The sequence below is a fragment of the Polyangiaceae bacterium genome, from assembly GCA_015075635.1.
Classification (GTDB): domain Bacteria; phylum Myxococcota_A; class Polyangia; order Polyangiales; family Polyangiaceae; genus JADJKB01.
In genome coordinates this window covers 436623-460926 of record JABTUA010000002.1, presented here as the reverse complement: position 1 = coordinate 460926, position 24304 = coordinate 436623, and the positions used below count along the sequence as shown (strand labels likewise).

Below are 24304 nucleotides of genomic sequence, written 5' to 3'. Positions count from 1 at the left end.
GCGGGCACCAATGCGAGCTCTCGGACCCCCCTTCGGGCTGCTGCTCCTCGCCTCCGTCGCCGGAGCCCAGCCCGTCCCGAGCGAGCCGGCGCCTGGACCCCAGCCCGCACCGACACCCGCCCGCTCGCCCCGAGAGCCGGTGGAGCTGTTCCTCCTGCTCGGCCTGGGCAACGCCGTGTGCGACAACGACAAGCCCGACAGCGACTGCCCCGTGGACGGCGGCGTGGCGTTCGGTCTGGGCGGAGGCTGGCGCTTTCACGATCACTTCTCGGTGGGACTGGAGCTGGCGGCCTGGAGCTTCAAGGTGCGCGACTCGTGGAAGGGTCAGCTGCAAGACGAGGCCACGGACGTGAAGTTCAGCTCGGCCTACTTCGCGCCGTTCGCGCGCTGGTACTGGTTCGAGCCAGGCACCACCAACCCGTACCTGCAGGCGGGCATCGGCTTCGGCTCCGTCACCGCGGAGGCGTCGAACGCGAACGCCACGTACACTTACACCGCCCGCGGCATGGTCTACCCGCTGGCCATCGGCGTGGAGTGGCAGCTCTCGAAGCTCTTCCGCCTGGGCCCGCAGCTCGGGGGCTATCTCCACGTGTCGAACGAGATCTGCGAAGACGAGACCGGGACCGAGCGCTGCCACAGCCCCGGCAAGAACGAGGATGGCAGCCGCGAGGGCGTGGCCCTGCCGTGGCGGCTCGTCGCGGTCGGCACGTTCACCTTCGGGAGCTGAGCGGGGCGCGGTGGCGCGCGCCGGCTGCGCCCCACCGCTCGTCGCTCGTAGCGTCACTTCGCGCTCAGCGTCTTGCACGCAGCGAGGTGCTTCTCCGCCAGCTCGACCGACGCGACGCCGTCGAGGCCGGTGGTCTTGCACAGGTAGGGCTTGCCCCCGACCTCGACGAGAGTGAAGCCGATGTAGCCCTTCTTCCCGTCGCTCGCGAACTGGAGCACGGCGGTGTTGCCCTCTTCCTTCTCCCACTTCTTGAAGGGGAAGAGCACCGTGTCGCCGGCGTAGCTCTTCTTCACCTGCGCGAGCTTGCGCTCCTCCGGCGAGATGTTGAGCGACGCGCCGTCGCCGATGTCCACGGTGACGCTCTTCTTGTCGTCGAGCGACATGTCCATCGCGCCCATGCCGCCAGCCTTCACCTGGATCTCGAGCGGGAGCGGGTCGAGGGAGACCTTGGCGAGGTCGCTCGCTCCCGCGGCCGCGGCCGCCGGGGTGGCCGCTCCGCCGCTCGCGGCGGCCTTCTCCTGCTCGCTCTTCTTTCCTCCGATGCTGCAACCGATCGCCAGAGCCAGAACCGGAAACCAAACCACATGACGCATGACCTATTCTCCTGCTTCGGGTGAGCACCGCGCTCGCCCGTCTCGACCCCCACCTACGCGGGGTGGCCCCGCCGCCTGCCGTCAAATGCGGGTCAAAACCCGGTCAAAGCCCGGAGCTTTCGCGCTTTGACTCAGCCCGCGGCCGCGCTGGGCTGCGGCACGCTCGCGAGCTCGGCCAGGAGCTCGCGCACGCTGGCCGGGCGCTCCGCGGGAGCCGGCGACAGAGCCCGGGTCAGGATCGCGTCCAGCGCCGCCGGACAGCTCCCGGGGGCGACCTGGCCGAGCCGCGGCGCCGTCTCGCGGAGGAGCCGCGCGTAGACCTCGGCGACCGTCTTGTCGAAGAACGGCGGTACACCGGCGATCATCTCGTACGCGACGACGGCCAGCCCGTACACGTCCGAGCGCACGTCGAGGTGCTCGCCGCGCGCCTGCTCCGGCGACATGTAGAGCGGCGTGCCGGCGACCAGGCCGCTCGTGGTCATCCGCGACTTCGCCGACTCACCCAGCGGCTTGGCCAGACCGAAGTCCAGGAGCACGGCGCGCTCGCCCTCTCGCGTCCGCGACAGGAACACGTTGGCGGGCTTGATGTCGCGGTGCAGGAGGCCGGCCTCGTGGGCGCAGGCCAGCGCGTCGCCGACCTCGAGCACGATGCGTCGCGCTTCGACCCAGGGCAGCGTCCCGAGACGCTGGAGGCGCGCCTCCAGCGTCTCGCCCTCGAGCAGGTCCATGACCAGGTAGGCTGCGCCGTCCTCGCTTCGAGCGAAGTCGTGGACGCGAACGATGCCCGGATGGCCGAGGCGGCTCGCTGCGACGGCCTCGAGCTCGAAGCGGCGCAAGGCGTCCGGGCTCGCCACCATGTCGGGCAGGAGCACCTTCACGGCGTAGCTCTGCCCCGTGGTCAGGTTTCGCGCGCGGAATACCGCGCCCATCCCGCCGTGTGCGAGCAGCCCCTCCACGCGCAGGCCGCCATCGAGAGCTCGTCCCACCCAGGCGTCGAGCGGCAGCGGCGCCGGCGAGCGGGCGGGCGCGCCGCGGCTGGGTTCCAGGATCTTGGCCAGAGCCTCCCGGGGAACGAGGCCGAGCTCGAGCGCTTCGAGGGCCGTCGCGCGGGTGTCGCCCTCCGACACGCGCATGCGCTGGGCGAGGTCCTCGAGATGCGTCAGCGTGCCGGAGGCGAACGCCGCGGCCAAGCGCGCGGCCCGGGCGGCCCGCCGCCAGTTCGTGAGCGCGCGCCAACCGAGCGCGAGGGAACCCAGGAGCGGGAAGGCTCCGCCGGGGATCAGCAGCAGCAGCCCCACCACCCACTCCCCGGTGGCGATGCCGGCCACCCCGACCACGACCCACAGCGTGGCAAATCCGAGCACCCCCATGGCAGCGAGGGCGAGGAGCAGCGTGCGGCGCAGGCGCGCGCGCCGGAAGACCAGGAGCGCCGCGGTGTCCACGACGGAAGGCCGAGCCGGACGAAAGCCCGAGCTCTGCACGGGCGTGGCCGCGCCGCCCTGGCCTGCCAGGCGCATGAGCCCTGCCACCTCCCGGGCGTCGCGCCCCAGGAAATCGGCGGCCTCTTCCAGGCCGATGTCCGGGCGTCCTTCGGACAAGAGCGCGAGCTCGACGAGAGCCTCGGCGTCGCGGCGCCGGCGAGCGCCGGCCCAAGAGACGATGGCCGCACCGAGCGCGGGTCCGACACCTCCGAAGAAGAAGACGATGATGCCATTGCCGATGCCGACTCCGGTGAGCACGACGATGACGCCCCACAACATCCAGAAAGTGCCGAACAACAGCCCGAAGCCGCCGAGACCCAAGAGCCAAGTGCCGCGCCGCGCGCGGCGCCGGCTGAGCTCGAACGCGCGCGGGCCGTCGATCTGGAAGGCCAGGGACTCCGTGGGCGCGAACATGGCTCAGCTCGGGGCTCGGACCAGCGTGCAGCGTTCGTCGAGAACATAGCCGGAGCCACGCGTCTCCAGCACCTCTGCCAGGCCCAGCTTGCGCAGCGTCGAGACGGCGACTCGCACGCGGTGCGCGCCGGCCTCGGGGAGCACGCGCTCCCCGGGCCAGGCCGCCGCGAGCAGCTCGGACCACGACAGCGGGGCGCCGGGCCGCGCTTCGCGCTCCTCCGCCAGGCGCGCCAGGAGCTTCGCCAGCGGTCGCCGGCGCGCCAGGCTGACGGGCTCGCCGCGTGGCGCGCGAAACCAGGAACCTTCCAAGGCGACGACCAGCGCGTCCACCGGCCACGCCGGCGCCGTCACCGGCACGAGCAGCCGCGCCGCGGCGCGCGCCCACCACGAGCGCGGCCCGAGGTGGGCGAGCGCGACGCGAGCGGAGGCGACGTCGCCGCGCGCCGCCGTCGCGAGCGCGGCGATGACGGGATCGTGCTCGGCCGACGGCGCAGGCGTCGCCGACAGCACCCGCGAGTCCAGCCACAGCGACACCGCCTCGAAGAACCGCCGCGTGCGCGCGTCGAGCCCCGGACCGTCGAGGGCGGCGCTCAGGGCCGCGTGAGCCTCGCCGAGGCGGCCCTGCTCGGCTGCCCAGAGCGCGCCAAGACCGAGCGCCAGGCTCCCCCGCTGCTCGGCGTAGCCCGGGTCGCCGGCTCCGGCGTCGTGCCGCGCGCGCGCGAGCACGAGCTCGCCGGCGCCGCTGGACATCGCGTGCTCCGCTGCCCGCGCGTGCTCGCCAGCGTCGAGCAGGACGTCGGCGCGCCCGAGCTCGGCGCGCCTCAGCCCATCGGCGTCGCCTCGCGCGCGAAACAGCGCGGCAGCGCGCTCGAACAGCGGCTCCGCGCGAGGGTCGAGAGCGTGAGCCTCGACCGCGCCGAGCGTCACCAGGGCCCAGGCCTCGGCGGAGCGGTCGCCCGCGCGACGCGCGGCCTCGAGCCCGCGCGTCGCGTGATCCCGCGCCGCGTCGAGCTCGTGCTGATCGAGCAAGATCTCGGCCAGCCCCGTGAGCGCCGCCCCCTCGACGTCGGCGGCGCCGAGCGCGCGGGCCACGCGCTCGGCCGAGGTGAGATCGCGCAGCGCGCGCGCAGGGTCCCCGGACTCGCGGCGCGCCCGAGCCGACACGACCAGCGCGCGCGCCAGCAGCTTGGGATCCGCTCCCGAGTCGCGGGTGCGCTCGAGCACCGGATCGATCAGCGCCAGGTACCGCGCGGGAGGAGGCTCGGCGCCCGGGGGATGCAGCGCGCAGAGCACGCGGAGGGCCGGCTCGGCGCTTCGCGGTCATCGGTCCGGCGTCCAGCACCGACTCCAGCACGGCTTCCAGGTTCTCGCGTTCGTTGCCGAGGCTCTGCGAGCGGGTCGCCAGCTCCGCGAAGTGAGCGGCGTGCCGCGCGCGCGCGGCCGCCAGCGCTCCCGGATCGGCGCGCCGGAAGGCGAAGTCCCGCACGCAGTTCAAGAGCGAGAGCCTGAGCTCTCCCTGGTCAGACTGCTCGGTGGACACGAGGGACCGCGCGCGAAGCGCCGTCACCGCGTCGAGCACCGACGGCACGCCCAGGACCACGGCCTCCGCGGCTTCGATGCCGAACCCTCCGCAGAACACCGCCAGGCAGCCCAAGGTCGCTTGCTGTCCGGCGTCCAGCCCCTGCCACGCGCCCTCCAGCGCCCGCTCGAGCTTGTCGGAGACGGTGCGGCTCTGCCGCAGACGGTGTAGCAGCGCCGCTGGGCCCATCACCGCGAGGCGCGCCGCAGAAAGCTCGATGGCGAGCGGCAGCCCGTCGAGCTCGCGCAGGAGCTCGAGCAACACCGGGACCTCCTCCCGGGTGGGCTCGTAGCCCGGGCGGGCGCGACGCGCGTGGTGCAGGAACAGCTCCACGGCGGGGCCGGACAGCTCGGTGCTCGGCAGGGCCAAGGGCGGCAGCTCGACCACATGCTCGGCTTCGATGCCGAGGGCCTGTCGCGACGTCACGAGCAGGGTGAGCTCCGGCGCAGCCTCCAGCCAACGGGGGACCAGCTCGCGCAGCGCAGGCAGCAGCGCGTCGGCGCCGTCCAAGACCAACAGCACCATGCCGACGCCGGCCAAGGCTCGCTCGAGCGCGGCAGGCTCCGCACGCGATTCCGAGCCGAGTGTCCCCGCGACGCCGTCCAGGAGCGCTTCGACTGTCTTCGCATGAGACAGCTCCACCGAGCAGCTCCGCTCGAAGGCTCCGGACTCCTCCGCGCGGGCCGCCGCCGCGCGGGCGAGCACGGACTTCCCCACGCCGACGGGCCCGGTGAGCGTGACGAGGCGTCGCCCCGAGGTCAGGAGCTCGGAGAGCTGCCGGAGCTCGGCGTCGCGGCCCGAGAGCGCGGTCATCGGGCGCAGTCTACAGCCGCTGTGGACCTCGTGGTCCCACTGAGTCACCCTAGAGGGCGCGGGAGACGCCCATGACTCACAGAGGTCTACTCATCGCCGGTGTGTGTGTCTGGGTCGCGGGTTGCGGCAGCAAGAACGAAGCCGACCTGTACGGCAAGGGCGGCGCGACGGGGTCCGGAGGAACCAGCGCGGCGGGTGGCAGCACGAGTGGCGGCACGTCGGGAGACGGCGGAGCACCGAGCGGAGGCGGAGCACCGAGCGGGGGCGGAGCACCGAGCGGGGGCGGAGCACCGAGCGGAGGCGGAGCACCGAGCGGAGGCGGAGCACCGAGCGGCGGCGGAGCGCCGAGCGGCGGCGGAGCGCCGAGCGGCGGCGGAGCGCCGAGCGGTGGCGCGCCCGGAGGCGGCGGAGCGCCGACCGGAGGCACCTCGGGAACCGGCGCGGTCTCGGGCGGTGGCGGCAGCGGCGGCGCGACCGTGGTGAGCTACTGCAAGGGCAAGTGCGGGAGCAGTCAGCCCGTCCCGCCGCTCAACTGCTACTGCGACGAGCAGTGCGCCGGCTCGAACGACTGCTGTCCCGACTACGGGCCCGCGTGCAACCCGGCCTCGGGTCCGGGCGTGATCGAGTGCGGCGGCGCCACCTGTACGATGCCCGGGAGCTTCTGCTGCGTGCAGGCCAAGCAGTGCTACTCCGCCGGCACGCAGTGCAACGGGCCGGATGCGTACTGCGACGGGCCGGACGACTGCGGCGGGGGTCAGGTGTGCTGCAGCACGCCGGTCGGTACGAGCAGCCTGCTCATCCAGTGCCGCCAGCCGTCCCAGTGCGCGGCCGGCAATCAGCGCATCATCTGTGGCAACTACCCCAGCGTCTGTGACGGCGGGGAGTCCTGCGTGCCGCACCCGTGGGCGCCAGAGTACAACTATTGCCAGTAGGCTGGCCGCGCCGCAAAATCGGCGATAGGTGAGGGCGCATGAAGCGCCTGTGCTCTGCCACGCTGACTCTCTCGCTCGCCTTGGCCTGCGGCTCGCCGCCTCCGGCGAGCGCGCCTACGCCGGCGCCGAGCGCCGCCGCGAGCACCGCCCCGGCAGCGCTCGACGAGCTCGACCGGCCGTTGCCGCTCGACGCGCGGGTCACCAGGGGCAAGCTCGACAACGGGCTCACTTATTACATCTTGCCGCACCAGAAGCCGGAGAAGCGCGCCCAGATCTGGCTGGCGGTCAACGCCGGCTCGGTGCTCGAAGACGAGGACCAGCGCGGGCTCGCGCACTTCGTCGAGCACATGGGCTTCAACGGCACCAAGCGCTTCCCCAAGCAGCAGCTGGTGGACTTCCTGGAGAAGATCGGCGTGCGCTTCGGCGCCGACCTGAACGCCTACACTTCTTTCGACGAGACGGTGTACACGCTGCAAGTCCCGACCGACGACGGTGAGGTGCTGAACCGTTCGCTGAGCGTGCTGCGCGACTGGGCCGACGGCATCGCCTTCGAGCCCGCTGAGGTCGAGAAGGAGCGGGGCGTGGTGCTGGAAGAGTGGCGCTTGGGGCGCGGAGCCCGCATGCGCCTGTTCGACAAGCAGGCGCCGGTGCTGTTTCACGGCTCGAAGTACGCGGACCGGCTCGCCATCGGGAAGCGCGAGGTGATCGAGAAGGCCTCGCGCGACACGCTGGTGCGCTTCTACCGCGACTGGTACCGCCCGGATCTGATGGCCGTGATCGCCGTCGGCGACTTCGAGCCCGCCGCGGTGGAGGCGCGCATCAAGAGCGAGTTCGCCTCGCTGAAGGCGCCGGGCAAGCCGCGCCCGCGCCCCAAGGTCACGCTGCCCGCGCACGAGAAGACCCTGGTCAGCATCGAGACCGACCCCGAGATGCCGAACACCACGGTGGCGCTGGTCTCGAAGCTGCCGCACCGGCCCGAGGCGAGCGCGCGCGACTACCGCCGGACCGTGGCCGAGCAGCTGGTCGGATCCATGCTGAACGCGCGCCTGGACGAGATCCGGCGCAAGCCCGACGCGCCGTTCCTGAGCGCCGTTTCCTCGACCAGCGGTCTCACGCGGACCGCGGACAGCTTCCGGCAGTCCGCCAGCGTGAAGGAGGACGGCGTCCTCGCGGGAATGGGCGCGCTGATCGAGGAGACGCTGCGGGTCGAGCGCCACGGCTTCACCAAGACCGAGCTCGAGCGCGCCAAGAGCCAGCTCTTGCGCGGCTTCCAGCAAGCGGCGAAGGAGCGCGCCAAGCGCGACGGCAGCGAGCTCGCCGCGGAGATCGTCCGCCACTTCTTCGAAGACGAGGCCATGCCCGGGCGCGAGGCGGAGCTCGCGTTGGTCGAGCGGTTCTTGCCGGAGCTCGGCCTCGAGGAGCTGAACGCGCTGGTCAAGTCCCTGAGCGGAGGCAGTCGCGTGCTGGTGGTCACGGGGCCCGCGAAGATGAACAAGCCCAGCGCGGACCAGCTCCTGGCGCTGCATCGCGAGGTGGCCGGGCGCAAGATCGAGGCCTACGTGGACGCCGGCCCCGGCGTGCCGCTGATGAAGGGCAGGCCGACGCCCGGCAGCGTGGTCAAGACCAGCAGCATCCCCGAGATCGGTGTCACGGAGTGGCGGCTCTCGAACGGCGTGCGCGTGATCGTGAAGCCCACCGACTTCAGCAACGATCAGGTGCGCGTGTCCGCCTTTTCTCCCGGTGGTCACTCCCTGGTCAAGGACGCCGACTGGAACGCGGCGCGCTTCGCCGACATCGTGATCGGCCAGGGTGGCCTCGGTCCGTTCGACGCCGTGCAGCTCCGGAAGGCTCTGGCCGGCAAGCTGGTCTCGGTGAGCGCCAGCATCGGCGAGCTCGAGGAGGGGCTCTCCGGTCGAGCGGCTCCGGCCGACCTCGAGACGCTCTTCCAGATGATGCACCTGGCGTTCGTGGCGCCGCGTCGCGATCCGGAGGCCTTCGCGGCCTGGCGCGTGCGCGAGTCCGAGAGCGTGAAGAACCGCCGGCTCTCCCCCGAGGGGACGTTCTTCGAGGAGATGGCCGTCTTCGCCTCGCAGAACCACCCGCGCCGCCGGCCGACCACGCCCGAGGTCGTGGAGAAGATCGACCTGGACAAGGCCCTGGCCGTCTACAAGGACCGCTTCGCCGATGCGAGCGACTTCACCTTCGTGTTCGTCGGCAACGTCGAGCTCGAGAAGCTCCAGCCGCTGGTCGAGGCGTACCTGGGCAGCTTGCCCGACAAGAAGCGCAAGGAGACCTGGCGCGACCCGAAGGTCGCGATGCCGGCCGGGGTGAAGACGAAGTCGGTGAAGAAGGGCAGCGAGCCCAAGGCCATGGTCACGCTCACCTTCCACGGCACGGAGAAGTGGTCGCGCGACACCGAGAACGACATGCGCATGCTGGGCGAGGTGCTGCGCCTGCGCCTGCGCCAGGTGCTGCGCGAGGACATGGGTGGTGTGTACGGTGTGCAGGTCGGCGGCGGCATCACGCGCCGGCCGCGGCAGGAGTATCGGTTCGGCGTGACCTTCGGCTGTTCGCCCGAAAACGTCGAGAAGCTGAAGCAGGCGGTGTTCGACGAAATCGCCGCGATCCAGAAGGACGGCACCACCGACGACTACATCGCCAAGATCAAGGAGGCGCGCCGGCGTGCCCACGAGACCGAGCTGAAGGACAACGGCTACTGGCTCAGGGAGCTCGAGCGCGCCTACGCGTTCGGCGACGACCCGCGCCTGATCCCGGACATCACTCCGATGCTGGAGAAGGTGAGCTCGGATCGCGTGCGCGCTGCGGCGAAGAAGTACATCTCGACGAAGCAGTACGTGCTGGGCGTGCTCACACCGGAGGGCTAGCGACGTCCACCGGCGTCGCGCCGAGAGCGCGCAGGGCGTGACCGAGTCGCTCGACCGCGTCCGCGAGGCGCTGGCCGTCGCCGGAGGCCACCCAGCGCCGCGCGGCACCGTGCACGGCCAGGGCCACCGGTCCAGCGCGCTCCCAGGACAGGGAGAAGCCGAGCTGCTCGAAGTGAGCGCGCGCCGCCACGGCGGCTGGATGGTTCGCGGCCGAGTCGGGCATGGACAGCCAGGCGGCGAGGCGCACGCTGACGAAGCCAGGGTAGTCGTCACTGGCGCCCACGGGGTTCGCCACCACGAGCATCGGATAGCCCTGCGCCGCGCCGGCAACAGCGGAGAAGTACGGCCCGCGGAACATCTGCTGCACCGGTACCGAGCCCGCCCAGTGCCGATCCAGCCAACCGTTCATCGCCCAGGCGTCGGACAGCGGTAGAGCCAGGAAGCGCGAGAGCAACGGACGGAGCGCGCGGTCGAGCTGATCCTGGCGATGACTCCGGTACAGGTAGATCAGCCCGAGCAGGCCGACGTTCGCGCCGGCCAACGCCCAGAGCACGAACAGCCCGCCGATGGGACCGCGCTCCCTTCCCATCGCGAACGAGACGGTGAAGCCCACCGAGCCGAGCAGCGTCATCGGCAGGAACGAGCCGATCACGATGTAGGGCGTGCTGCGGGCGCCGCTCGACGCGGAGAGCGCGGTCATCCCGCGCCGCTCCGCCCGCGAGCGCTCGAGCTCCGCCGAGAACAGCGCGCGTTCGGCCTCGGCTCGGCCGTGTTCCATCACGCGTTGGTTCGGCAAGAGCGGCGCCGCGCAGAAGCGACAATGGTCGAGCACCTCGCCGGGTCGAAGCGCGTGCGGCGCGCCGCACTTCGGGCAGCTGACGGTCGCGCTCGCCAGCACGGCGGCCTTCGCTCGGCCACCGCGCCCGGAGTAGAACCAGAGCATGTAGCCGCCCATCACGCTGAACATCAGGACGAACATCAGGAGCGGGAGCAGCTTGCCGCCCGCCCCGCGCGCGAGCCCGAACGCGTCTGCGGCCATCGACACGCCCCCGAGCAGCACGATCAGGCCGACCCACAGCACGATCGGGACCAAGAAGTGGTGCTTCCTCTTGGCATCGGCACCTCCGTACCAGCGGTTCCAGCTCTCCGCGTGCTCGAGCTCGCGCGCCGCGCCTTGGAGGCGTCCCCTCACCTCGTGGCGGTAGTGCACCAGGCGCTCGACCTCGTCCGGCCGAAGCTCGACGTGCGCGCCGCAATACGGGCAGGTCACCGCGTTCAGCAGCGCTTCCAAGGCCACCGCGCCGCCGCAGCGCGTGCAAGTCACGGTCCCCGCGCTGCCGCTCACCGGCCGGAGGATACATCGGATAGAGTGGGGGGATGCGCCTCAGAACCCATCTGCCCGCGGTGAGCGCCGCGTTCCTGCTCGCCCTCGGACTCCCAGGCTGCGGCTCCACGGAGAGCGACGGCGGCGGCAAGAGCTACCCCTGCACCAACCCGACCCCGCTCATCACCGGCCAGGACACCGGCTACGAGCGCTGCGAGTCGGGCTTCACTCACCGCGCCAGCGTCGTGGAGTGCCCGAGCAGCGTGCCGCGGCCCGCGTACAGCTGCGCGCCGGCAGGTGGAGGCGGCTGTAGCACGGACGCCGACTGCGCCGCGGATCCGCTGGGTTACTGCGACGCGCCACCCATGGGTACTTGCCAGTGCCAGACGGGCTGTCGCACCGATCAGGACTGCGGCCAAGGGCAGATCTGCGTGTGTGGCGATCCCATCGGACGCTGCGTGACCGCGAGCTGCAAGTCCGACGCGGACTGCGGCGGCGGCAAGCTGTGCACCTCTTACGACTCGGAGCCGAGCTGCGGCCCCATCGTCTATGCCTGCCAGACCGGCGCGGATCAGTGCGGCGGCGACGCGGACTGCGAGCCGGGCAAGTCTTGCTCCATGTCCGGCGGGCGCCGCGTGTGCGTCTCGGCAGGCTGCGCCATCGGCCGCCCGTTCCTGGTGGCGGGCACCGAGCGCCTGGCGGACCCGGCGGCCCGCGCCGACTGGTGCGCGGCGCTCGAGCTGGACTGCTCGGGTCTCGACGCCGGCTCGCGCGCACGGCTCGCAGAGCGCTGGACGGAGATCGGCCTGATGGAGCACGCTTCGGTAGCGGCGTTCGCCCGCTTCACGCTTCAGCTGCTCGCCCTGGGGGCGCCGCCGGAGCTGGTGACGCTGGCGCAGCGCGCGCTGGGCGACGAGACCGAGCACGCGCGGATCTGCTTCGCGCTGGCCAGCGCTCACGCCGGACGCCCCGTCGGTCCCGGCCCGCTCGCCATCGACGGCGCGCTCGACCTGGACCACGGGCTCGAGCAGGTGCTGCGGCTGACGGTGCGAGAGGGCTGCATCGGCGAGACGGTCGCGGCCGTGGAGGCGGAAGAAGCGGCAGAATACGCGGTGGAACCGCGGCTCCGGAGCATCCTCCGCGGCATCGCGCGTGACGAGCGGCGCCACGCCGAGCTGGCCTGGCGCTTCGCGCAGTGGGCGCTCGCCAAGGCCGGTGGCGCGCTCGACCACGTGCTCGAAGAGGAGCTCGCGCTCGCGCTCGACGGGGCGCGCCAGGTGCGGCCGCCCGCAGAGCCCCGCGCAGCCCGACTGCGCGCGCACGGCGTGCTCGACGAGCCGCTCCGGGCGGAGCTCCGCCGGCGCGTGCTGGGCGAGGTGATCGAGCCCTGCGCCCTGGCGCTCACGCGCGTCGAGCAGCAGAAGGCCGCCTGAGCCGATGCGGCTCGCGCACCTCGGCCCGCCGGGAACGTTCGGCGAGAGCGCGGCCTCGGCCTGGGCGCCGGACGCCGAGTACGTGGCGGTCGCCAGCCACGCTGCCGTGGCCCTTGCAGTGACGAGCGGCGGGGCCGACGCCGGCGTGCTGGCCATCGAGAACAGCATCGAGGGTTCGGTCAGCGAGACGCTGGATCTCTTGATCCACGACACGGACCTCTGCATCGCGGGCGAGGTCGTCGTGCCGGTGGAGCACTGCTTGATCGCGCGGCCGGGCACGCGACGCGACGAGCTGACGGTGGTCTACTCGCACCCGCAAGCCTTGGCGCAGTGCCGCAAGTACTTGGCGCGGGTGCTCCCGGCTGCCCGGCTGGAGGCCACGCTGTCCACCGTGGCCGGCGTGGAGCGCGCCCTCGGCGAGACGGGGGCGGCCGGCATCGGCGCGGAGCGCGCCGCCTCGCGCCTGGGCGGTGAGATCCTGGAGCGCTCGATCCAGGACCGCGCCGGCAACGTCACGCGCTTCGTGGTCGTGGCGGAACGCGACGCCCCGCGGAGCGGCCGTGACAAGACCAGCCTCGCGTTCAAGACGGCGCACGACCGGCCCGGGACCTTGGTCGAGGTGCTGAGTGAGCTGGCGTCCCGGGGCGTGAACCTGACGAAGATCGAGTCGCGCCCCTCCCGCGACGCGCTGGGCATCTACGTCTTCCTGGTGGATCTCGAGGGCCACCGCGAAGATCCGCTGGTGGCGGAGGCCATCCAACGCGTGCGCGAGAAGGCCAGCTGGCTGAAGGTGTTCGGGTCCTACCCGCGGGCTTGAGCCTTCTCGATCCTCGTCTCGAGCTGGCGCGCCAGCTTGTGGAAGTCGCTGCCGGTGCGCAGATAGCGCACGCCGGTGTGCAGCGTCTCGGGATCCACGAGCTCGCCGAAGGGCACGAACTGCAGGTCGAGCTGTCCGGTCACGCTGACCATGTGTCCGTCCAGCTCGCGATCGACCAGCGCGCGATAGGCGCCGAGCCCGAGCTGGCTGCCGAGCATCACGTCGAAGGCGTGCGGCGCCGCGCAGCGCGACTCGTAGCCGAGCTGGACGCCGGTCAGCTTCTTGTCGCGGCCGGTGCGCTCGCGGAAGCGCTTGGCCGCGAGCTCGGCGATCAGCTTGCCGATGTCCACGCGGCCGAGCGAGATGTGACCGTGGTCGTCCCGCGGGATGCCGCTCAGGAACGACTGCGGCAACACCTCGGCCAGCCCTTCCGCCAGGACGATTGTCCCGTAGTGCTTGCCGCGGCGCTCGCGGGTCAGGATCAGATCCACGATGCGATCGCAGAGCGCGTCCAGGGACAGTCGCACCTCCTTCTTCACCGCGCCGGTGGCGTCGCGGACTTCTTCTTCGACCGCCAGCTCACCCTCGATGTCCTCCACGCCGACGACCATGTGCGCCTCGCCGGCGATGGCGACGCCGTAGGCGAGCCAACCGGTCTTGCGTCCCATCGTCTCGACGATGAAGTAACCCTTGGTCGCCATCGCGTCGGCGCGCAGGTTGAGCAGCTCCTTGCCCATCAAATCCACCGCGGTGAAGAACCCGAAAGTGAAGTCGATGCCCCGGTAGTCGTTGTCGATGGTCTTGGGCACGTGGACCACGCGGACCTTCTTCGCCTCCGCCGGCAGCTGGCGCTGGTACTCGTAGAGCAGGTTGGCGGTCTTTAGCGTGTCGTCGCCGCCGATGGAGACGAGGGCGTCCACGCCCAGATCCGTGAGCCCGCGGTAGACGCGGTCGAGAGGGGCCGTCTTCACCGGATCGGCCAGGTCGGCGCGCGAGCGCACGGCCTTGCCGGGGTTCGCCCGGGAGGTCCCGACCAGGATGCCGCGGGCGTTCCGGAGCCCGCGCAAGTGGTGGTCCTGGAACAGGAAGTAGTCCGTGCCGTCCGCGAGCGGGCGCTCGGCCGGGTCGTACTCCGACAGGCTGGCGTAGCCGTTCATGAACCCGAGCACTTCGCGACCGTTGCGGCGGAAGGCCATGGTCGCCGCCGCGATCACGGCGTTGGCGCCGGGCGCCGGGCCTCCGGCGAACACGATCCCGGCGCGACGAATGGCTGAGGGGGCGAGCGTCATGGGGCGGGAGACTACACGCCCGCCGGTGCGTTTCACCACACCGCGTCGCGTTGCGCACTGCGTGATGCGCAGTTCGCGCGTGCACCCCGCACGGGCACGAAGTGATTACCGCCTCCGCCGTTGCTTTGGCAGCGATTCGCGTTGGCGCGCTGCTTGCTTGGCGGAGCGCGCAAGGGAGGTAGAGCAATGAAGGCACGAGACCTGATGACCCACCACGTCCGCACTTGCCGCGTCGGCGACACCCTGGCGGAGGCCGCGCGAATCATGTGGGAGGGAGACCTGGGGGACCTGCCGGTGGTGGACGAGGAAGGGCGAGTCGTCGCGATGATCACCGATCGTGACATCTGCATGGCCGCGTACACCCAGGGGGTGCCCCTCGTAGCGTCCAGCGTCTCGAGCGCGATGAGCAAGCGCCTGGTCTCGTGCTCGCCGCACGCCTCGCTCCACGAGATCGAGCAGAAGATGCTGAGCGCCCAGGTGCGCCGCATCCCGGTCATCGACGAGCTCGGTCTGCTGGTCGGCATCGTCACCCTCGGCGACATCGCGCGCCACACCCAGTCGGGGAGCTTGCTCGAGCGCTTCGGCGCGGCCGGCGTCACCAAGACGCTCTCGGCGGTGAGCGAGCGCCGGCCGAACTAGCTGGTTCCTCCATTCTCGCTCCGCTGACGGCAGCGAACGTCACGCGACGCTTCCGCTCTGTCGAAACAGCTGGCGCCGGGTCCGGCCGGTTCTCGCGCTCCCCTCTCAATGGCGGATCGTGACACCCTTCGGGTGCTTCCTCCGGTCGTCTGACAATGGCAAGACTGGTCATGTGGCGCCGGAGCTTGCCCGCCTGGGCGCATCGGCGCATCCTGCTCGGGCTCTCATGGGTGATCTGAAGCGAGCCAGCGAGGAGCTGACGGCGAAGGCGGCGTTCTCTGCGGCGAAACAGGCCGCCGAGCGCGCGCTCGAAGACGCGCTGTCGAGCGACGAGGAGCGCGCGCAGCGCAAGGTCGAGCAAGCGGCGCTGGCCAAGCGCAAGCGCACCAAGCTGATCGTGCTGGGCGTGCTCGGGTTTCTACTGGTGCTCGGCGTGATCGGGATGGTGCTCAGCTACTGGCACTGGTTCCTGCTCTTGGGGCTCGTGGGCCTGCTCGCGCTGTACGGCCGGCACCGCTGGCGCGCGCGGCGCGAGGCGAAGCAGGAGACCGCCGCCAGCGCCCCCGCCAAGGCCGCCGCGCCGAGAGCGTTCGAGCCGCCGGTGCGGGTCGCGCGCAGAGCAGCGCCCGAGCCGCCCGAGGACGACGGTCAGGCCATCGAAGACGAGCTGGCCCAGCTGAAGTCGCGCCTCGACAAGTGAGGTCAGTTGGCGGCGACCGCTTCGGGCTGAACGACCCGCAGCTTCGCGCCCTTCGGCTCCCGCAAGTTCTTCTCCAACCAGCGCTCCTCGCCCTGCTCCGCCAGCGCGGCCTCCTGTTCGGCCAGCTTCTCGTAGCAGTAGGGGAGCATGGACTGGAAGTGAACGTAGAGCACCGCCAGCGTCGCCAGTGCCTCGACGCCGGCGTGGTTCTTGGCCACGACCTTGGTGAACGCGCGCCAGAACGGACCGCGGGTCTTGGGGTTCTTCGTCATCTCGACGCACAAGCGCGCGAACGTCCGGACGTTGCGCTTGAAGACGTGCACGCCGGGCATGATCATCGGGATGGTGTTCAGGCGCACCGCGACGTCGGCGCAGCGCTGGAAGTAGTTCTCCGGATCGAAGGAGTGGTGCATGACCCGGACCAGGTCGCGCAGCACGTCCTTGGCCGGCCGCTGCGTCTTGAACTGGATGCCGGCCGAGATCTGGTCGCGTGCGCCTTCGGCCAGCTCGAAGCGAGCCGCCGGGAAAAGCCGGCCCTCGCGATCGAGCCGCTTGGACAGCTGCGTCCCGGGCAGCGGATACACCACGCCGGCCATCACCCAGGGCACGCAGGCCTCGTCGATGCAACGGATGATCTGGTCGGCGATGTCCGGCGCCTCGCCGTCCATCCCGAGCAGGAAGCCCGAGTGGATGGTGCAGCCGGCCTTGGTGTAGATCTCGTTGGCCGCCTCGGCGATGGAAAAGCCGGTGTTCTGCGGCTTCTGCGCGCTCCGGAGCGCGGACTCGTCCGGCGTCTCGATGCCCACGAGCAGGTACTTGAAGCGTGCCTGGCGGAACAGCTCGAGGAGCTCCGGATCTTTGGCGATGTTCAGCGTCACCGAGGTCGAGAGCTGGAAGGGGAAGTCGTGCTGCTCGAGCCAATCGATGATGCCGCGCAGGAACGGCTTCACGTTCTTCATGTGGCCGACCAGGTTGTCGTCGAAGAAGTCGAGCTGCCCGCGGTAGCCCAGGGAGTAGAGCAGGTCGAACTCCTTCAGCACCTGCGGCAGGGTCTTGGTGCGGTACTCGTTCTTGAACAGGTCGATGACGTTGCAGAACTCGCAGTGGTAAGGGCAGCCTCGCGAGTACTGCACGCCGACGTACAGGTAGTCCCGGTGATCGATCAGGTCGAAGCGCGGTACGGGGGTCTCCTCGGCCAGGTCGGGGAGGCGGTCGGCGCGGTAGACCCCGCTCTCGGCGCCCCGCTCCAGATCCGCGAGCAGCTTCGGCACGGTGACCTCGCCCTCGTCCAGGCACAGGAAGTTGGCGCCGGCTTCCGAGTAGAAGTGGGACGAGAGCGTGGGGTCGGGGCCCCCGACCACGACCGGCAGGCCGCGAGCGCGGGCGGTGCGGACCACCTCGAGCGCCCGTTTGCGGTGCACGATCTTGCTGCCGACCATCACGATGTCGGCCCAGTCGTAGTCGGCGTCCTCGAGCATGCGGACGTTCTCGTCCACCACGCGTAGCTCCCAGTGGTCCGGCAAGAGCGCGGCGACGGTGAGCAGGCCCAGGGGCGGCGTCATGTACTTCACGCCGGCGAGCTCGCAGACCTTCTCGAAATTCCAGAACGTGAAGCTGTCGAACTTGGGCCACACCAACAGTGCTCGCATGTGTCTCTCCGTCCCTCGGCGCCTGCCGCGGGCACGGCCCGGCGCAGCTGAGGGGCGGCACCCTACGCGCAGCGCGCCGGTCCGAAGTTGACGGGCGTCATGTTCGCGTGCCCGCCGGGCTCACTCCGGCGACTTTGGTGCGCCCGGGCGCGAGCGCAACACGTGGTAGATGCCCACCGCGAGCACGGCCGCGCCGACCACGCCCACTCCAGTGCCGAAGAGCGCCCAGTTCATCGCGCCGCTGATCCCGTCGGCGACGACCTTGGCCTTGTGGGCGGGGTCCACTTGGTGGGCTCCCCCGAAGGCGCCGTGCACGCCGAGCACGGTGGCCGCGAAGCCTCCGGCGGGACCGAGGATCACCATCGCCAGACCGACCCAGACCAGGCCGCGGCCGCTGGGCTTTTTCTCGGCTTCCGCCATGCGGAGCGGAGGATAGACGTGCGGCGGACGCCGGTCGACAGCCCGGTCGTGCTAAGTGCCCGCGGCCGTGATCGCGATCTCCAACCTGAGCAAGAGCTTCGGCCCGCAGGCTCTGTTCGACGACGTGACGCTGCAGCTGAACGCCGGCTGCCGCTACGGCTTGGTGGGTGCCAACGGCTCCGGCAAGACCACCTTCCTGAAGATCCTGAGCGGCAGCGAGCCGGCGAGCGGCGGGGAGGTCACGTTCGCGAAGAACGCTCGGCTCGGGGTCCTGCGACAGGACCGCTTCGAGAGCGACGAGCAGCTCATCCTGGACGTGGCGATGATGGGCGACGAGCTCGTGCACCGCGCGCTGAAGGAGCAGGACGCCGAGCCCTCGCCGGAGCGGATCGCGGAGATCGACGAGCTCCTGCGCGCGCACGACGGCTACACCCTGGAGGCGCGGGCGGCTCAGGTGCTGATGGGGCTCGGCATTCCGGAGGCGTCGATCCGCCTGCCGCTCCGGACGCTGAGCGGAGGCTACAAGCTCCGCGTGCTCCTGGCGCAGGTGCTGGTCAGCCGCCCGGACATCGTGTTGCTCGACGAGCCCACCAACCACCTGGACATCCTGAGCATCCGCTGGCTCGAGCGCTTCCTGAACGGTTACCGCGGCTGTGCCGTGGTGATCAGCCACGACCAGCGCTTCATGGACAACATCGCCACCCACATCCTGGACGTGGACTACGGCACGATCATCGAATACCCGGGGAACTACTCGGCCTTCCACCAGATGAAGGTGGAGACGCGAGAGCGCAAGGAGAACGAGATCGCGCGGGTGGAGAAGATCCTCGCCCACAAGAAGGCCTTCGTGGAGCGCTTCCGCGCCAAGGCCTCCAAGGCGCGCCAGGCCCAGAGCCGCCTCAAGCAGATCGAGAAGATCGAGGTCGAGACGCTCCCTACCTCTTCTCGACGCTACCCCAAGCTCCGCTTCGAGATCGCGCGTCCGAGCGGGCGGGACGTGCTCGTGCTCGACGGCGTGAGCAAGTCCTACGGCGAAAAGTCCGTGCTCTCCGGCGTGTCGCTGACGATTCGCCGCGGCGAGCGCGTGGCGGTGATCGGCGCCAACGGCCTCGGTAAGTCCACTCTGCTCAAGATCATCACCGGTAACCTGGAGCGCGACGCGGGCCGCGTGGACTGGGGCCACGAGGCCCAGGTCGGCTACTTCGCGCAGGACCACAAGGAGCAGCTCACGAACCCCACGCAGACGGCGCTCGACTACCTCTGGGACATCTGTCCGGAGGAGGGGACGAGCTTCGTGCGCGGCATTCTGGGACGACTGCTGTTCTCCGGCCCCGACGTCGAAAAACCGGTCTCTGCGCTGAGCGGCGGCGAGGCCACGCGCCTGATCTTCAGCCGCCTGATGGTCCAGAAGCCGAACGTGCTGGTCCTGGACGAGCCCTCGAACCACCTGGATCTCGAGTCCATCGAGGCCCTGGTCGAGGCGCTCGAGTCGTACCAGGGCACGCTGATCTTCGTCTCCCACGATCGCTGGTTCGTGGACCGGCTCGCCACGCGCGTGATCGAGATCCGGGCGGAGGGCCTGAACGACTTCGCCGGCACCTATCAGGAGTACCTCGAGCGCCAGGGCGACGATCACCTGGACGCCGAGCAGGTGGCGCTGGCCGCCAAGACCAAGAAGAACAAGGAGCCCCCGGCACCGGCCGCGGCACCGAGCAACGCGCGGACGAACCGCCAGCGCTCGCTGCCGAAGCGGCGCGACGAGGTGCTGGACAAGATCGGCGTCGTCGAGGCGCGCCTGAGCGAGATCAACGAGGCCTACTGCGCGCCCGGCTTTTTCGAGCGCACGCCCCGGGAGCAGATCGAGCGCCACCAGGCCGAACGAACCCGCCTGGAAGCGGAGCTCGCGGCGCTGACCGCGGAGTGGGAGACGCTGGAGACGGAGCTCGCGGCGCTCGGGTGAAGAGGGCTATTTCAGCAAGGAGCCCATGTTGTTCGTGCTCTTGACCTTGGGCGGGAGCGCCGCCTCGAGCTGAGCCTCGAAGCGATCCTGGAAGTCTTTCACGATGGCCTTCTGCGGGTCCTTGTTGAAGGTCTGCCCGGAGGTCACCTTCTCGCTGCTCTCGACGGAGAGCTGCTTCTGGCAGACGACGTTGGCGTCCACCGAGTCGAGCATCAGGAGCCAACCCTTGAAGCTGCCGGACTCGAACGACTTGTCGGCGCCGAGCAGGGGCAAGCGGTTGGCCTTCTCGTCGTCGGGCCAGAGCACGATCAGGAAGCGGTTCTTCTGCCAATCGTTCTTGATGAACCGCGCGGTGCCGTCGAGCGCGTACGCGTCGCGCTCGCTGGCGTGTTTCTCGAAGTGACCGCGGAAGGTGCTCTCCGTCAGGAACGCCCAGGGGCCTTTGTCCTCCTGCCAGTCCGACTTGTTCGCCGAGGCGAAGCGCGACAGGAACGGGCCGTACACCGTGGGGATGCGCAGCTGGTGGTCCTCCTTGGCCAACGCCAATAGCGCGGGACCGTCGCAAGCCTTCTCGGCCATCCCGGTCTTGGCCATGCTCGAGATCTTCTCGTACCCGCTGCCGACCTTCTTGACCCAGTCGTCGTAGAGCGCGCGGAGCTGCACCTGCTCGTCGGCCCTGCGCTTCTCTTCCTCGGGCGAGGGCTTCGACGTGCCGAGGGCCAAGGCGGCGAAGACGCCAGTGGCCAGGAGGGAGAGGAGGTGGCGGGTCATCGGACGCATGGGATTCACCTGACTTTCACCGGAAGGAGCGGCGCGAGGGGTCTCTTCAGAGCCAGCAAGCTGGCGACGAACGTGAGCGCGAGGTCGAGCGGGTCGAAGGTTCCGGGCACTGTGCCGGCGAGTTGCCCGAGCTCCCAGCCGAGCCCCAGCACCGGCGCGATGAGCAGCCACGGCAAGCTCTGCCGCGTCGCGCGGTGGTCCCACAGCGCGGAGAGCAACCAGGCGAAGGAGTAGACCCAGAGCGCGTTCGGGAGGCTGAAGCGGACCAAGGCCGGGAGGGCGGCGACCACGGAGTGGCTGGCGTCGCGGGCGCGGTTCAGGCTCTCCGCGAGCCCCACGGCCTCGACCCAGCCGAAGACGCGAAGGCCCGCCGGGCGGGCCAAGAGGTAGACCAGCGTGCCGGCTGCGAGCGGGAAGAGCACGTGAAGCCACGCGGCACGAAGCGGCGGCTCGACATTGGGAGTGACGCGAACCGTTTGCATCCCCTGGCCGGCGAAGGTTACGGGCCCGCCGGCTTCGTTGGAAGCGCAGCGATCACCCGGCCGCGTACGCTCGCGAAAAGTCCGGCAACTCCAGCGAGCGGGGCCGATCTTCCACGACGTGCCGGGAAGGGCGAGGGCTCGAGGGCGATCGAGTCGGCAAGGGGAGAAGAGCCGTCTCGGTGATACTGCAGGCGCGCACAATCTGCGCACGCCTGCCGCGCTCACGCTCGCGCCCGAAGCTACACTGAAGCTCAGCAGAGGAGGTCCCGATGCAGAGCACACGTCACTGGTTGGCCGGGTCGTTGGTGATCGGCGCCTGGATGGTGTTTGGCGTCTCCTGCGGTGGCGCGCAGCAGGTTGCAGAGGCGCCCGCTGCACCCGCCGTGGAGGAGACGAAGCCGGCGGAGGAAGCACCGCGCCAAGCGCCGAGCGGTTGCGCCGACTCGTCCGGTGAGGCGAAGCAGTGCACCACCAACGAAGAGTGTTGCGCGGGCTACGTCTGCAGTCTGGATCCAGAGCGCAGCCACGTGACTCGCTACTGCCTCGAGGGCTGAAAATCAGCCGGGGAAGTCCTCGCCTCGATCGGGGTCGGCTGCTCGGGTACCCTTCCGGACATGTGGCGACGCGTCGTGGTGTCCCTCGCGCTTTCGGGGGCCGTGGCTTGTGGAGGGGACGACGAGGGTCCGGCCGAGAAGAAGGCGACCGGCGGCGCGGCGGGCGCAGCCGGCAGCGTCTCCAGCGGCGGCAGCGGCGGCAGCGGCGGCAGCGCTGGCTCCGGCGGGAGCGGAGGCACCGACGGCGGCGCGGGAGCGGGTGGCGGGGGAGCTGCGCCCGCGTGCTCGCTCGCGCCGGTGGCCCCGGGGACGACCGAACGGTCCATCACCAGCGGCGGAGCGACGCGCAAGGCCCGGGTGCACGTCCCCACCGGCTACGACGCCAAGCAGAAGGTGCCCCTCGTGCTCGTCTTCCACGGCTACCTGGAGAACGCGCAGCAGATCGAGAAGATCAGCGAGATGACGCCGGTGTCCGACGCGAAGGGGTTCGTCGTCGCCTACCCGGAGGGGATCAGCCAGAGCTGGAACGCCGGGAAGTGCTGCGGCTCTGCCGCGTCGCAGAAGGCGCCGGACGTGCAGTTCGTGAGCGACCTCATCGACGCGCTCTCGAGCGACCTCTGCATCGACGACAAGCGCGTGTACGCCGCCGGCTTCTCCAACGGTGGCATGCTCAGCAATCGCCTGGCGTGCGAGCTCAGCAATCGCATCGCGGCCTTCGCGCCGGTGTCCGGGCCTCTGGCCATGGATGGCTGCACGCCCACGCGCTTCATGCCCATGATCGAGTTCCACGGCACGTCGGATCTCGTCGTGCCCTACGGCGGCAACGGCCTGGGTGGTGCCCTCAGCGTCGCCGCGAACGTCGCGTTCTGGACCCAGAACGCCGGCTGCACGGACGGTCAACCGGCCCAGGTCTTCAAGAACGGCGACAGCACCTGCGTGGAGTACTCTCAGTGTCAGGCTGGCGCGGCGGTGCGGCTCTGCACCGTCGAAGGCGGCGGTCACCAGTGGCCCGGCGGCCAGAGCGCGGGCAGCCTGGCGGGCAAGCTCACGCAGGACATCGACGCCAGCGACGAGATGGTGAAGTTCTTCCTGGCGCACCCGATGCCGTGAGGCTAGGGCGCCGGGCGTTTCTGCACGGCCTTCTGCGCCTCCTTGAGCAGGTCACCCTCGCGCAGACACTTCCAGCAGTCGTCGGTCTTCTTCTCGCCGCAGCCGCGCTTGTTCTCGTAGCGCATCAGCGGGACGATCGCGCGGCGGTCGGCGTTTCGTGTCACGTCCGCCAGCGCCTTCTTCACGTCCTCGCACTGCTCGGCCCGGCGCAGATCGAGCAGCGCGGAGAGCTCCAGCGAGGCTTTCGGGCGCACGTCCTTGGAGTAGAGCAGCGCTTCGGCGAGCTCGGTCGTGTCGCTCTTCTTCGCTCCCGCAACGACGCCATACAAGAGGTCCGGCCCGATGGGGCTCGGAAGCGAGGCGAACATGCGCAGCGTGTCCGTCGCGATTTCGCGGTCGGAGCTGAGCTCCTTGAGCCGCGCGGCGACCTCTTTGTCGGCCTTGGCCACCTTGGGCACCAGGGTGATCTTGCGGGCGAGCTCGCCGAGCTCCTTCTTCTTCGCCTCGACCCGCGCCTTCGCCAGGGCCGTGACCTCGTCCGCCGTGCGCTCCCCGACCGGTCGCGCCTCGATCTCCTTCTTCGCCGCCTCCTCGCCGCTGGCAGCCCGCGCGGCCAGCCCACCCGTCGCGCCTCCCGGCGCGGCGCTGCCGGCGGGCGCCGCGCTCGCCGAGGCCGAAGGGGCGGCCGCTGCGCTCGAAGCGCTGGCGGCGGTGCGCTCGCCCCGCGCGCTCTTGCCGGATTTTCCAGCTTGGGCCCCGATCAGCCCGCCAGAGACGGCGCCCACCACCAGGCCGCCCACCACGCCGAGCACCACCGGCAAGCGCGAGGGAGGCTTGAACATCGAGGCGTCGGCGATCGAGTCCTTCTGCATGGGGTGAGTCTACCAACTGCCGACCGAGCGGCGCGCTTTTCTGGCCGGAGCCTTCACAGAAAGGGATTGACGACTCGAACGGTCCCGTAGTGTCGGTCGTGCTGGAAGTCCTCCGAGTAGAGCTCGTCCAGTCCGTAGTGCTCGGCGTACGCCCACATGTGGGCGTCGAACCACGAGAGCTGGTAGGCCGCCGCGCCTCGCAGCGCGGTCCGAAGCATGGCCTCGTTGGGATACAGGACGTCGAACTGCAGCAAGAGCTCCTCGGCTTCGCGGAGCGCTTCTTCTCGTGAGAGCAGCGTGCCTCCGCCGGGCAGCGGGCGTGTCGTCGCGGCCACGAGCTCCACGACTGCCTGGTGCGAGATACGTACCGAATCCGCCGCGATGCCGCGGCGCAGGAGCTCGTCGGCGCGCCGCTGCTTGTCCGGAAACCGCGGGTCGAAGCGGTAGACCAAGACGTTGGTGTCAACGAGCGCGGGCACGATCGTAGAGCTCCGCGCGAGACCAGCCGCGTTCCTCGGGCGCGACGGACGGGGCACGGCCCGCTTCCCTGGCGCGCTGCCTCTCCGTGGCCGCATCGAACAGCGCGAGCCTGGCCTTCGCGCCGCGCTGCTTCGGAGCCGCCCGCGCCGGAACCATGCGCACCGCGTCCCCAGACGCCACCCAGAGCACGTCATCCCCCGGGCGAATGCGGTACTGCTCCGCGATGGCCTTCGGCACCGTGACCTGGAGCTTGCTCGTGACCTTGGCCACGTCCTTACTCTAGTAAGGACGAGATCCTTGTCAACCGAGCCCGTTGATGGAGGTCAATCCACGAGCCCTCGCCCGACGCTAGCGTCGGCCGCAGCGGAGGT

Annotated in this window: 22 protein-coding genes and 1 pseudogene; 10 read left to right on the top strand and 13 right to left on the bottom strand. The window is 70.5% G+C overall.

Annotated elements, in window-relative coordinates; genetic code table 11:
• Positions 1 to 10: 10 nt before the first annotated feature.
• Complete coding sequence (locus HS104_18345; protein ID MBE7481924.1) at positions 11 to 727, top strand: outer membrane beta-barrel protein; 717 nt, start codon at positions 11 to 13, stop codon at positions 725 to 727.
• Between the two features lie 53 nt (positions 728 to 780).
• Here HS104_18345 and HS104_18340 read toward each other — a convergent pair whose 3' ends face one another.
• From HS104_18340 to HS104_18325, 4 genes and pseudogenes are all read right to left on the bottom strand, one after another.
• Positions 781 to 1320: a hypothetical protein gene (locus HS104_18340; GenBank protein ID MBE7481923.1), complete on the bottom strand. Its 540-nt coding sequence runs from the start codon at positions 1318 to 1320 to the stop codon at positions 781 to 783.
• 131 nt (positions 1321 to 1451) lie between these two features.
• The gene (locus HS104_18335; GenBank protein ID MBE7481922.1) at positions 1452 to 3215 is read right to left on the bottom strand and encodes a serine/threonine protein kinase; all 1764 of its coding nucleotides are present in this window, start codon (positions 3213 to 3215) and stop codon (positions 1452 to 1454) included.
• Between the two features lie 3 nt (positions 3216 to 3218).
• Positions 3219 to 4508, bottom strand: a complete 1290-nt coding sequence (locus tag HS104_18330) for a hypothetical protein (GenBank protein ID MBE7481921.1) — start codon at positions 4506 to 4508, stop codon at positions 3219 to 3221.
• Positions 4509 to 5247: 739 nt separating this feature from the next.
• A pseudogene (locus HS104_18325) lies at positions 5248 to 5607 on the bottom strand (AAA family ATPase).
• 71 nt (positions 5608 to 5678) lie between these two features.
• Between HS104_18325 and HS104_18320 the strand changes: the two are divergent.
• Together HS104_18320 and HS104_18315 are read left to right on the top strand one after the other, a co-directional pair.
• A complete protein-coding gene (locus HS104_18320) occupies positions 5679 to 6539 on the top strand; it encodes a hypothetical protein (protein ID MBE7481920.1) in 861 nt (286 codons plus the stop codon).
• A 38-nt stretch (positions 6540 to 6577) separates the two neighbouring features.
• On the top strand, positions 6578 to 9424 hold the full coding sequence (locus tag HS104_18315) for an insulinase family protein (protein ID MBE7481919.1): 2847 nt from the start codon (positions 6578 to 6580) through the stop codon (positions 9422 to 9424).
• Here HS104_18315 and HS104_18310 read toward each other — a convergent pair.
• The gene (locus tag HS104_18310) at positions 9408 to 10769 is read right to left on the bottom strand and encodes a hypothetical protein (protein MBE7481918.1); all 1362 of its coding nucleotides are present in this window, start codon (positions 10767 to 10769) and stop codon (positions 9408 to 9410) included. The genes HS104_18315 and HS104_18310 overlap by 17 nt on opposite strands.
• A 32-nt stretch (positions 10770 to 10801) precedes the next feature.
• Here HS104_18310 and HS104_18305 point away from each other — a divergent pair, with 32 nt between their 5' ends.
• Complete coding sequence (locus HS104_18305; GenBank protein ID MBE7481917.1) at positions 10802 to 12181, top strand: ferritin-like domain-containing protein; 1380 nt, start codon at positions 10802 to 10804, stop codon at positions 12179 to 12181.
• 4 nt (positions 12182 to 12185) lie between these two features.
• Positions 12186 to 12998, top strand: coding sequence for a prephenate dehydratase (gene pheA / locus HS104_18300; protein ID MBE7481916.1), 813 nt, complete (start codon positions 12186 to 12188; stop codon positions 12996 to 12998).
• Here pheA and HS104_18295 read toward each other — a convergent pair.
• Complete coding sequence (locus tag HS104_18295; GenBank protein MBE7481915.1) at positions 12983 to 14287, bottom strand: 6-phosphofructokinase; 1305 nt, start codon at positions 14285 to 14287, stop codon at positions 12983 to 12985. The two genes, pheA and HS104_18295, sit on opposite strands and share 16 nt — an antisense overlap.
• 186 nt (positions 14288 to 14473) lie before the next feature.
• On the opposite strand from HS104_18295, the gene HS104_18290 reads away from it, so the two are divergent.
• The gene (locus HS104_18290) at positions 14474 to 14926 is read left to right on the top strand and encodes a CBS domain-containing protein (GenBank protein MBE7481914.1); all 453 of its coding nucleotides are present in this window, start codon (positions 14474 to 14476) and stop codon (positions 14924 to 14926) included.
• Positions 14927 to 15152: 226 nt separating this feature from the next.
• Positions 15153 to 15626 carry a hypothetical protein gene (locus HS104_18285; GenBank protein MBE7481913.1) on the top strand — a complete coding sequence of 158 codons (474 nt, stop codon included), beginning with the start codon at positions 15153 to 15155 and terminating at the stop codon, positions 15624 to 15626.
• 2 nt (positions 15627 to 15628) lie between these two features.
• Here HS104_18285 and HS104_18280 read toward each other — a convergent pair whose 3' ends face one another.
• On the bottom strand, positions 15629 to 17275 hold the full coding sequence (locus tag HS104_18280) for a B12-binding domain-containing radical SAM protein (protein MBE7481912.1): 1647 nt from the start codon (positions 17273 to 17275) through the stop codon (positions 15629 to 15631).
• A 120-nt stretch (positions 17276 to 17395) separates the two neighbouring features.
• The gene (locus HS104_18275; protein ID MBE7481911.1) at positions 17396 to 17695 is read right to left on the bottom strand and encodes a MotA/TolQ/ExbB proton channel family protein; all 300 of its coding nucleotides are present in this window, start codon (positions 17693 to 17695) and stop codon (positions 17396 to 17398) included.
• 67 nt (positions 17696 to 17762) lie between these two features.
• Between HS104_18275 and HS104_18270 the strand changes: the two genes are divergently transcribed.
• Complete coding sequence (locus tag HS104_18270; protein ID MBE7481910.1) at positions 17763 to 19655, top strand: ABC-F family ATP-binding cassette domain-containing protein; 1893 nt, start codon at positions 17763 to 17765, stop codon at positions 19653 to 19655.
• Positions 19656 to 19661: 6 nt separating this feature from the next.
• Here HS104_18270 and HS104_18265 read toward each other — a convergent pair whose 3' ends face one another.
• Positions 19662 to 20426, bottom strand: coding sequence for a hypothetical protein (locus tag HS104_18265; GenBank protein MBE7481909.1), 765 nt, complete (start codon positions 20424 to 20426; stop codon positions 19662 to 19664).
• A gap of 14 nt (positions 20427 to 20440) precedes the next feature.
• Complete coding sequence (locus HS104_18260; protein ID MBE7481908.1) at positions 20441 to 20917, bottom strand: hypothetical protein; 477 nt, start codon at positions 20915 to 20917, stop codon at positions 20441 to 20443.
• Positions 20918 to 21186: 269 nt separating this feature from the next.
• Between HS104_18260 and HS104_18255 the strand changes: the two genes are divergently transcribed.
• Positions 21187 to 21471 carry a hypothetical protein gene (locus tag HS104_18255; GenBank protein ID MBE7481907.1) on the top strand — a complete coding sequence of 95 codons (285 nt, stop codon included), beginning with the start codon at positions 21187 to 21189 and terminating at the stop codon, positions 21469 to 21471.
• A gap of 60 nt (positions 21472 to 21531) precedes the next feature.
• A complete protein-coding gene (locus HS104_18250; GenBank protein MBE7481906.1) occupies positions 21532 to 22581 on the top strand; it encodes a hypothetical protein in 1050 nt (349 codons plus the stop codon).
• A 2-nt stretch (positions 22582 to 22583) separates the two neighbouring features.
• Here HS104_18250 and HS104_18245 read toward each other — a convergent pair whose 3' ends face one another.
• Genes HS104_18245 through HS104_18235 form a run of 3 tightly spaced genes read right to left on the bottom strand, consistent with a single transcriptional unit; the run spans position 22584 to position 24203 of the window.
• Positions 22584 to 23453: a hypothetical protein gene (locus tag HS104_18245; GenBank protein MBE7481905.1), complete on the bottom strand. Its 870-nt coding sequence runs from the start codon at positions 23451 to 23453 to the stop codon at positions 22584 to 22586.
• A gap of 53 nt (positions 23454 to 23506) precedes the next feature.
• Entirely contained in the window at positions 23507 to 23932 is a 426-nt protein-coding gene (locus HS104_18240) for a PIN domain-containing protein (GenBank protein MBE7481904.1), read from the bottom strand.
• Complete coding sequence (locus tag HS104_18235) at positions 23916 to 24203, bottom strand: AbrB/MazE/SpoVT family DNA-binding domain-containing protein (protein MBE7481903.1); 288 nt, start codon at positions 24201 to 24203, stop codon at positions 23916 to 23918. The genes HS104_18240 and HS104_18235 overlap by 17 nt, the downstream gene beginning before the upstream one ends.
• Positions 24204 to 24304 lie beyond the last annotated feature (101 nt).

Coding starts and splice junctions, on each gene's coding strand:
- HS104_18345 (MBE7481924.1), top strand. CDS start 11: ATGCGAGCTCTCGGACCCCCCTTCGGGCTGCTGCTCCTCGCCTCCGTC.
- HS104_18340 (MBE7481923.1), bottom strand. CDS start 1,320: ATGCGTCATGTGGTTTGGTTTCCGGTTCTGGCTCTGGCGATCGGTTGC.
- HS104_18335 (MBE7481922.1), bottom strand. CDS start 3,215: ATGTTCGCGCCCACGGAGTCCCTGGCCTTCCAGATCGACGGCCCGCGC.
- HS104_18320 (MBE7481920.1), top strand. CDS start 5,679: ATGACTCACAGAGGTCTACTCATCGCCGGTGTGTGTGTCTGGGTCGCG.
- HS104_18315 (MBE7481919.1), top strand. CDS start 6,578: ATGAAGCGCCTGTGCTCTGCCACGCTGACTCTCTCGCTCGCCTTGGCC.
- HS104_18305 (MBE7481917.1), top strand. CDS start 10,802: ATGCGCCTCAGAACCCATCTGCCCGCGGTGAGCGCCGCGTTCCTGCTC.
- pheA (MBE7481916.1), top strand. CDS start 12,186: ATGCGGCTCGCGCACCTCGGCCCGCCGGGAACGTTCGGCGAGAGCGCG.
- HS104_18295 (MBE7481915.1), bottom strand. CDS start 14,287: ATGACGCTCGCCCCCTCAGCCATTCGTCGCGCCGGGATCGTGTTCGCC.
- HS104_18290 (MBE7481914.1), top strand. CDS start 14,474: ATGAAGGCACGAGACCTGATGACCCACCACGTCCGCACTTGCCGCGTC.
- HS104_18285 (MBE7481913.1), top strand. CDS start 15,153: ATGGGTGATCTGAAGCGAGCCAGCGAGGAGCTGACGGCGAAGGCGGCG.
- HS104_18280 (MBE7481912.1), bottom strand. CDS start 17,275: ATGCGAGCACTGTTGGTGTGGCCCAAGTTCGACAGCTTCACGTTCTGG.
- HS104_18275 (MBE7481911.1), bottom strand. CDS start 17,695: ATGGCGGAAGCCGAGAAAAAGCCCAGCGGCCGCGGCCTGGTCTGGGTC.
- HS104_18265 (MBE7481909.1), bottom strand. CDS start 20,426: ATGACCCGCCACCTCCTCTCCCTCCTGGCCACTGGCGTCTTCGCCGCC.
- HS104_18260 (MBE7481908.1), bottom strand. CDS start 20,917: ATGCAAACGGTTCGCGTCACTCCCAATGTCGAGCCGCCGCTTCGTGCC.
- HS104_18255 (MBE7481907.1), top strand. CDS start 21,187: ATGCAGAGCACACGTCACTGGTTGGCCGGGTCGTTGGTGATCGGCGCC.
- HS104_18250 (MBE7481906.1), top strand. CDS start 21,532: ATGTGGCGACGCGTCGTGGTGTCCCTCGCGCTTTCGGGGGCCGTGGCT.
- HS104_18245 (MBE7481905.1), bottom strand. CDS start 23,453: ATGCAGAAGGACTCGATCGCCGACGCCTCGATGTTCAAGCCTCCCTCG.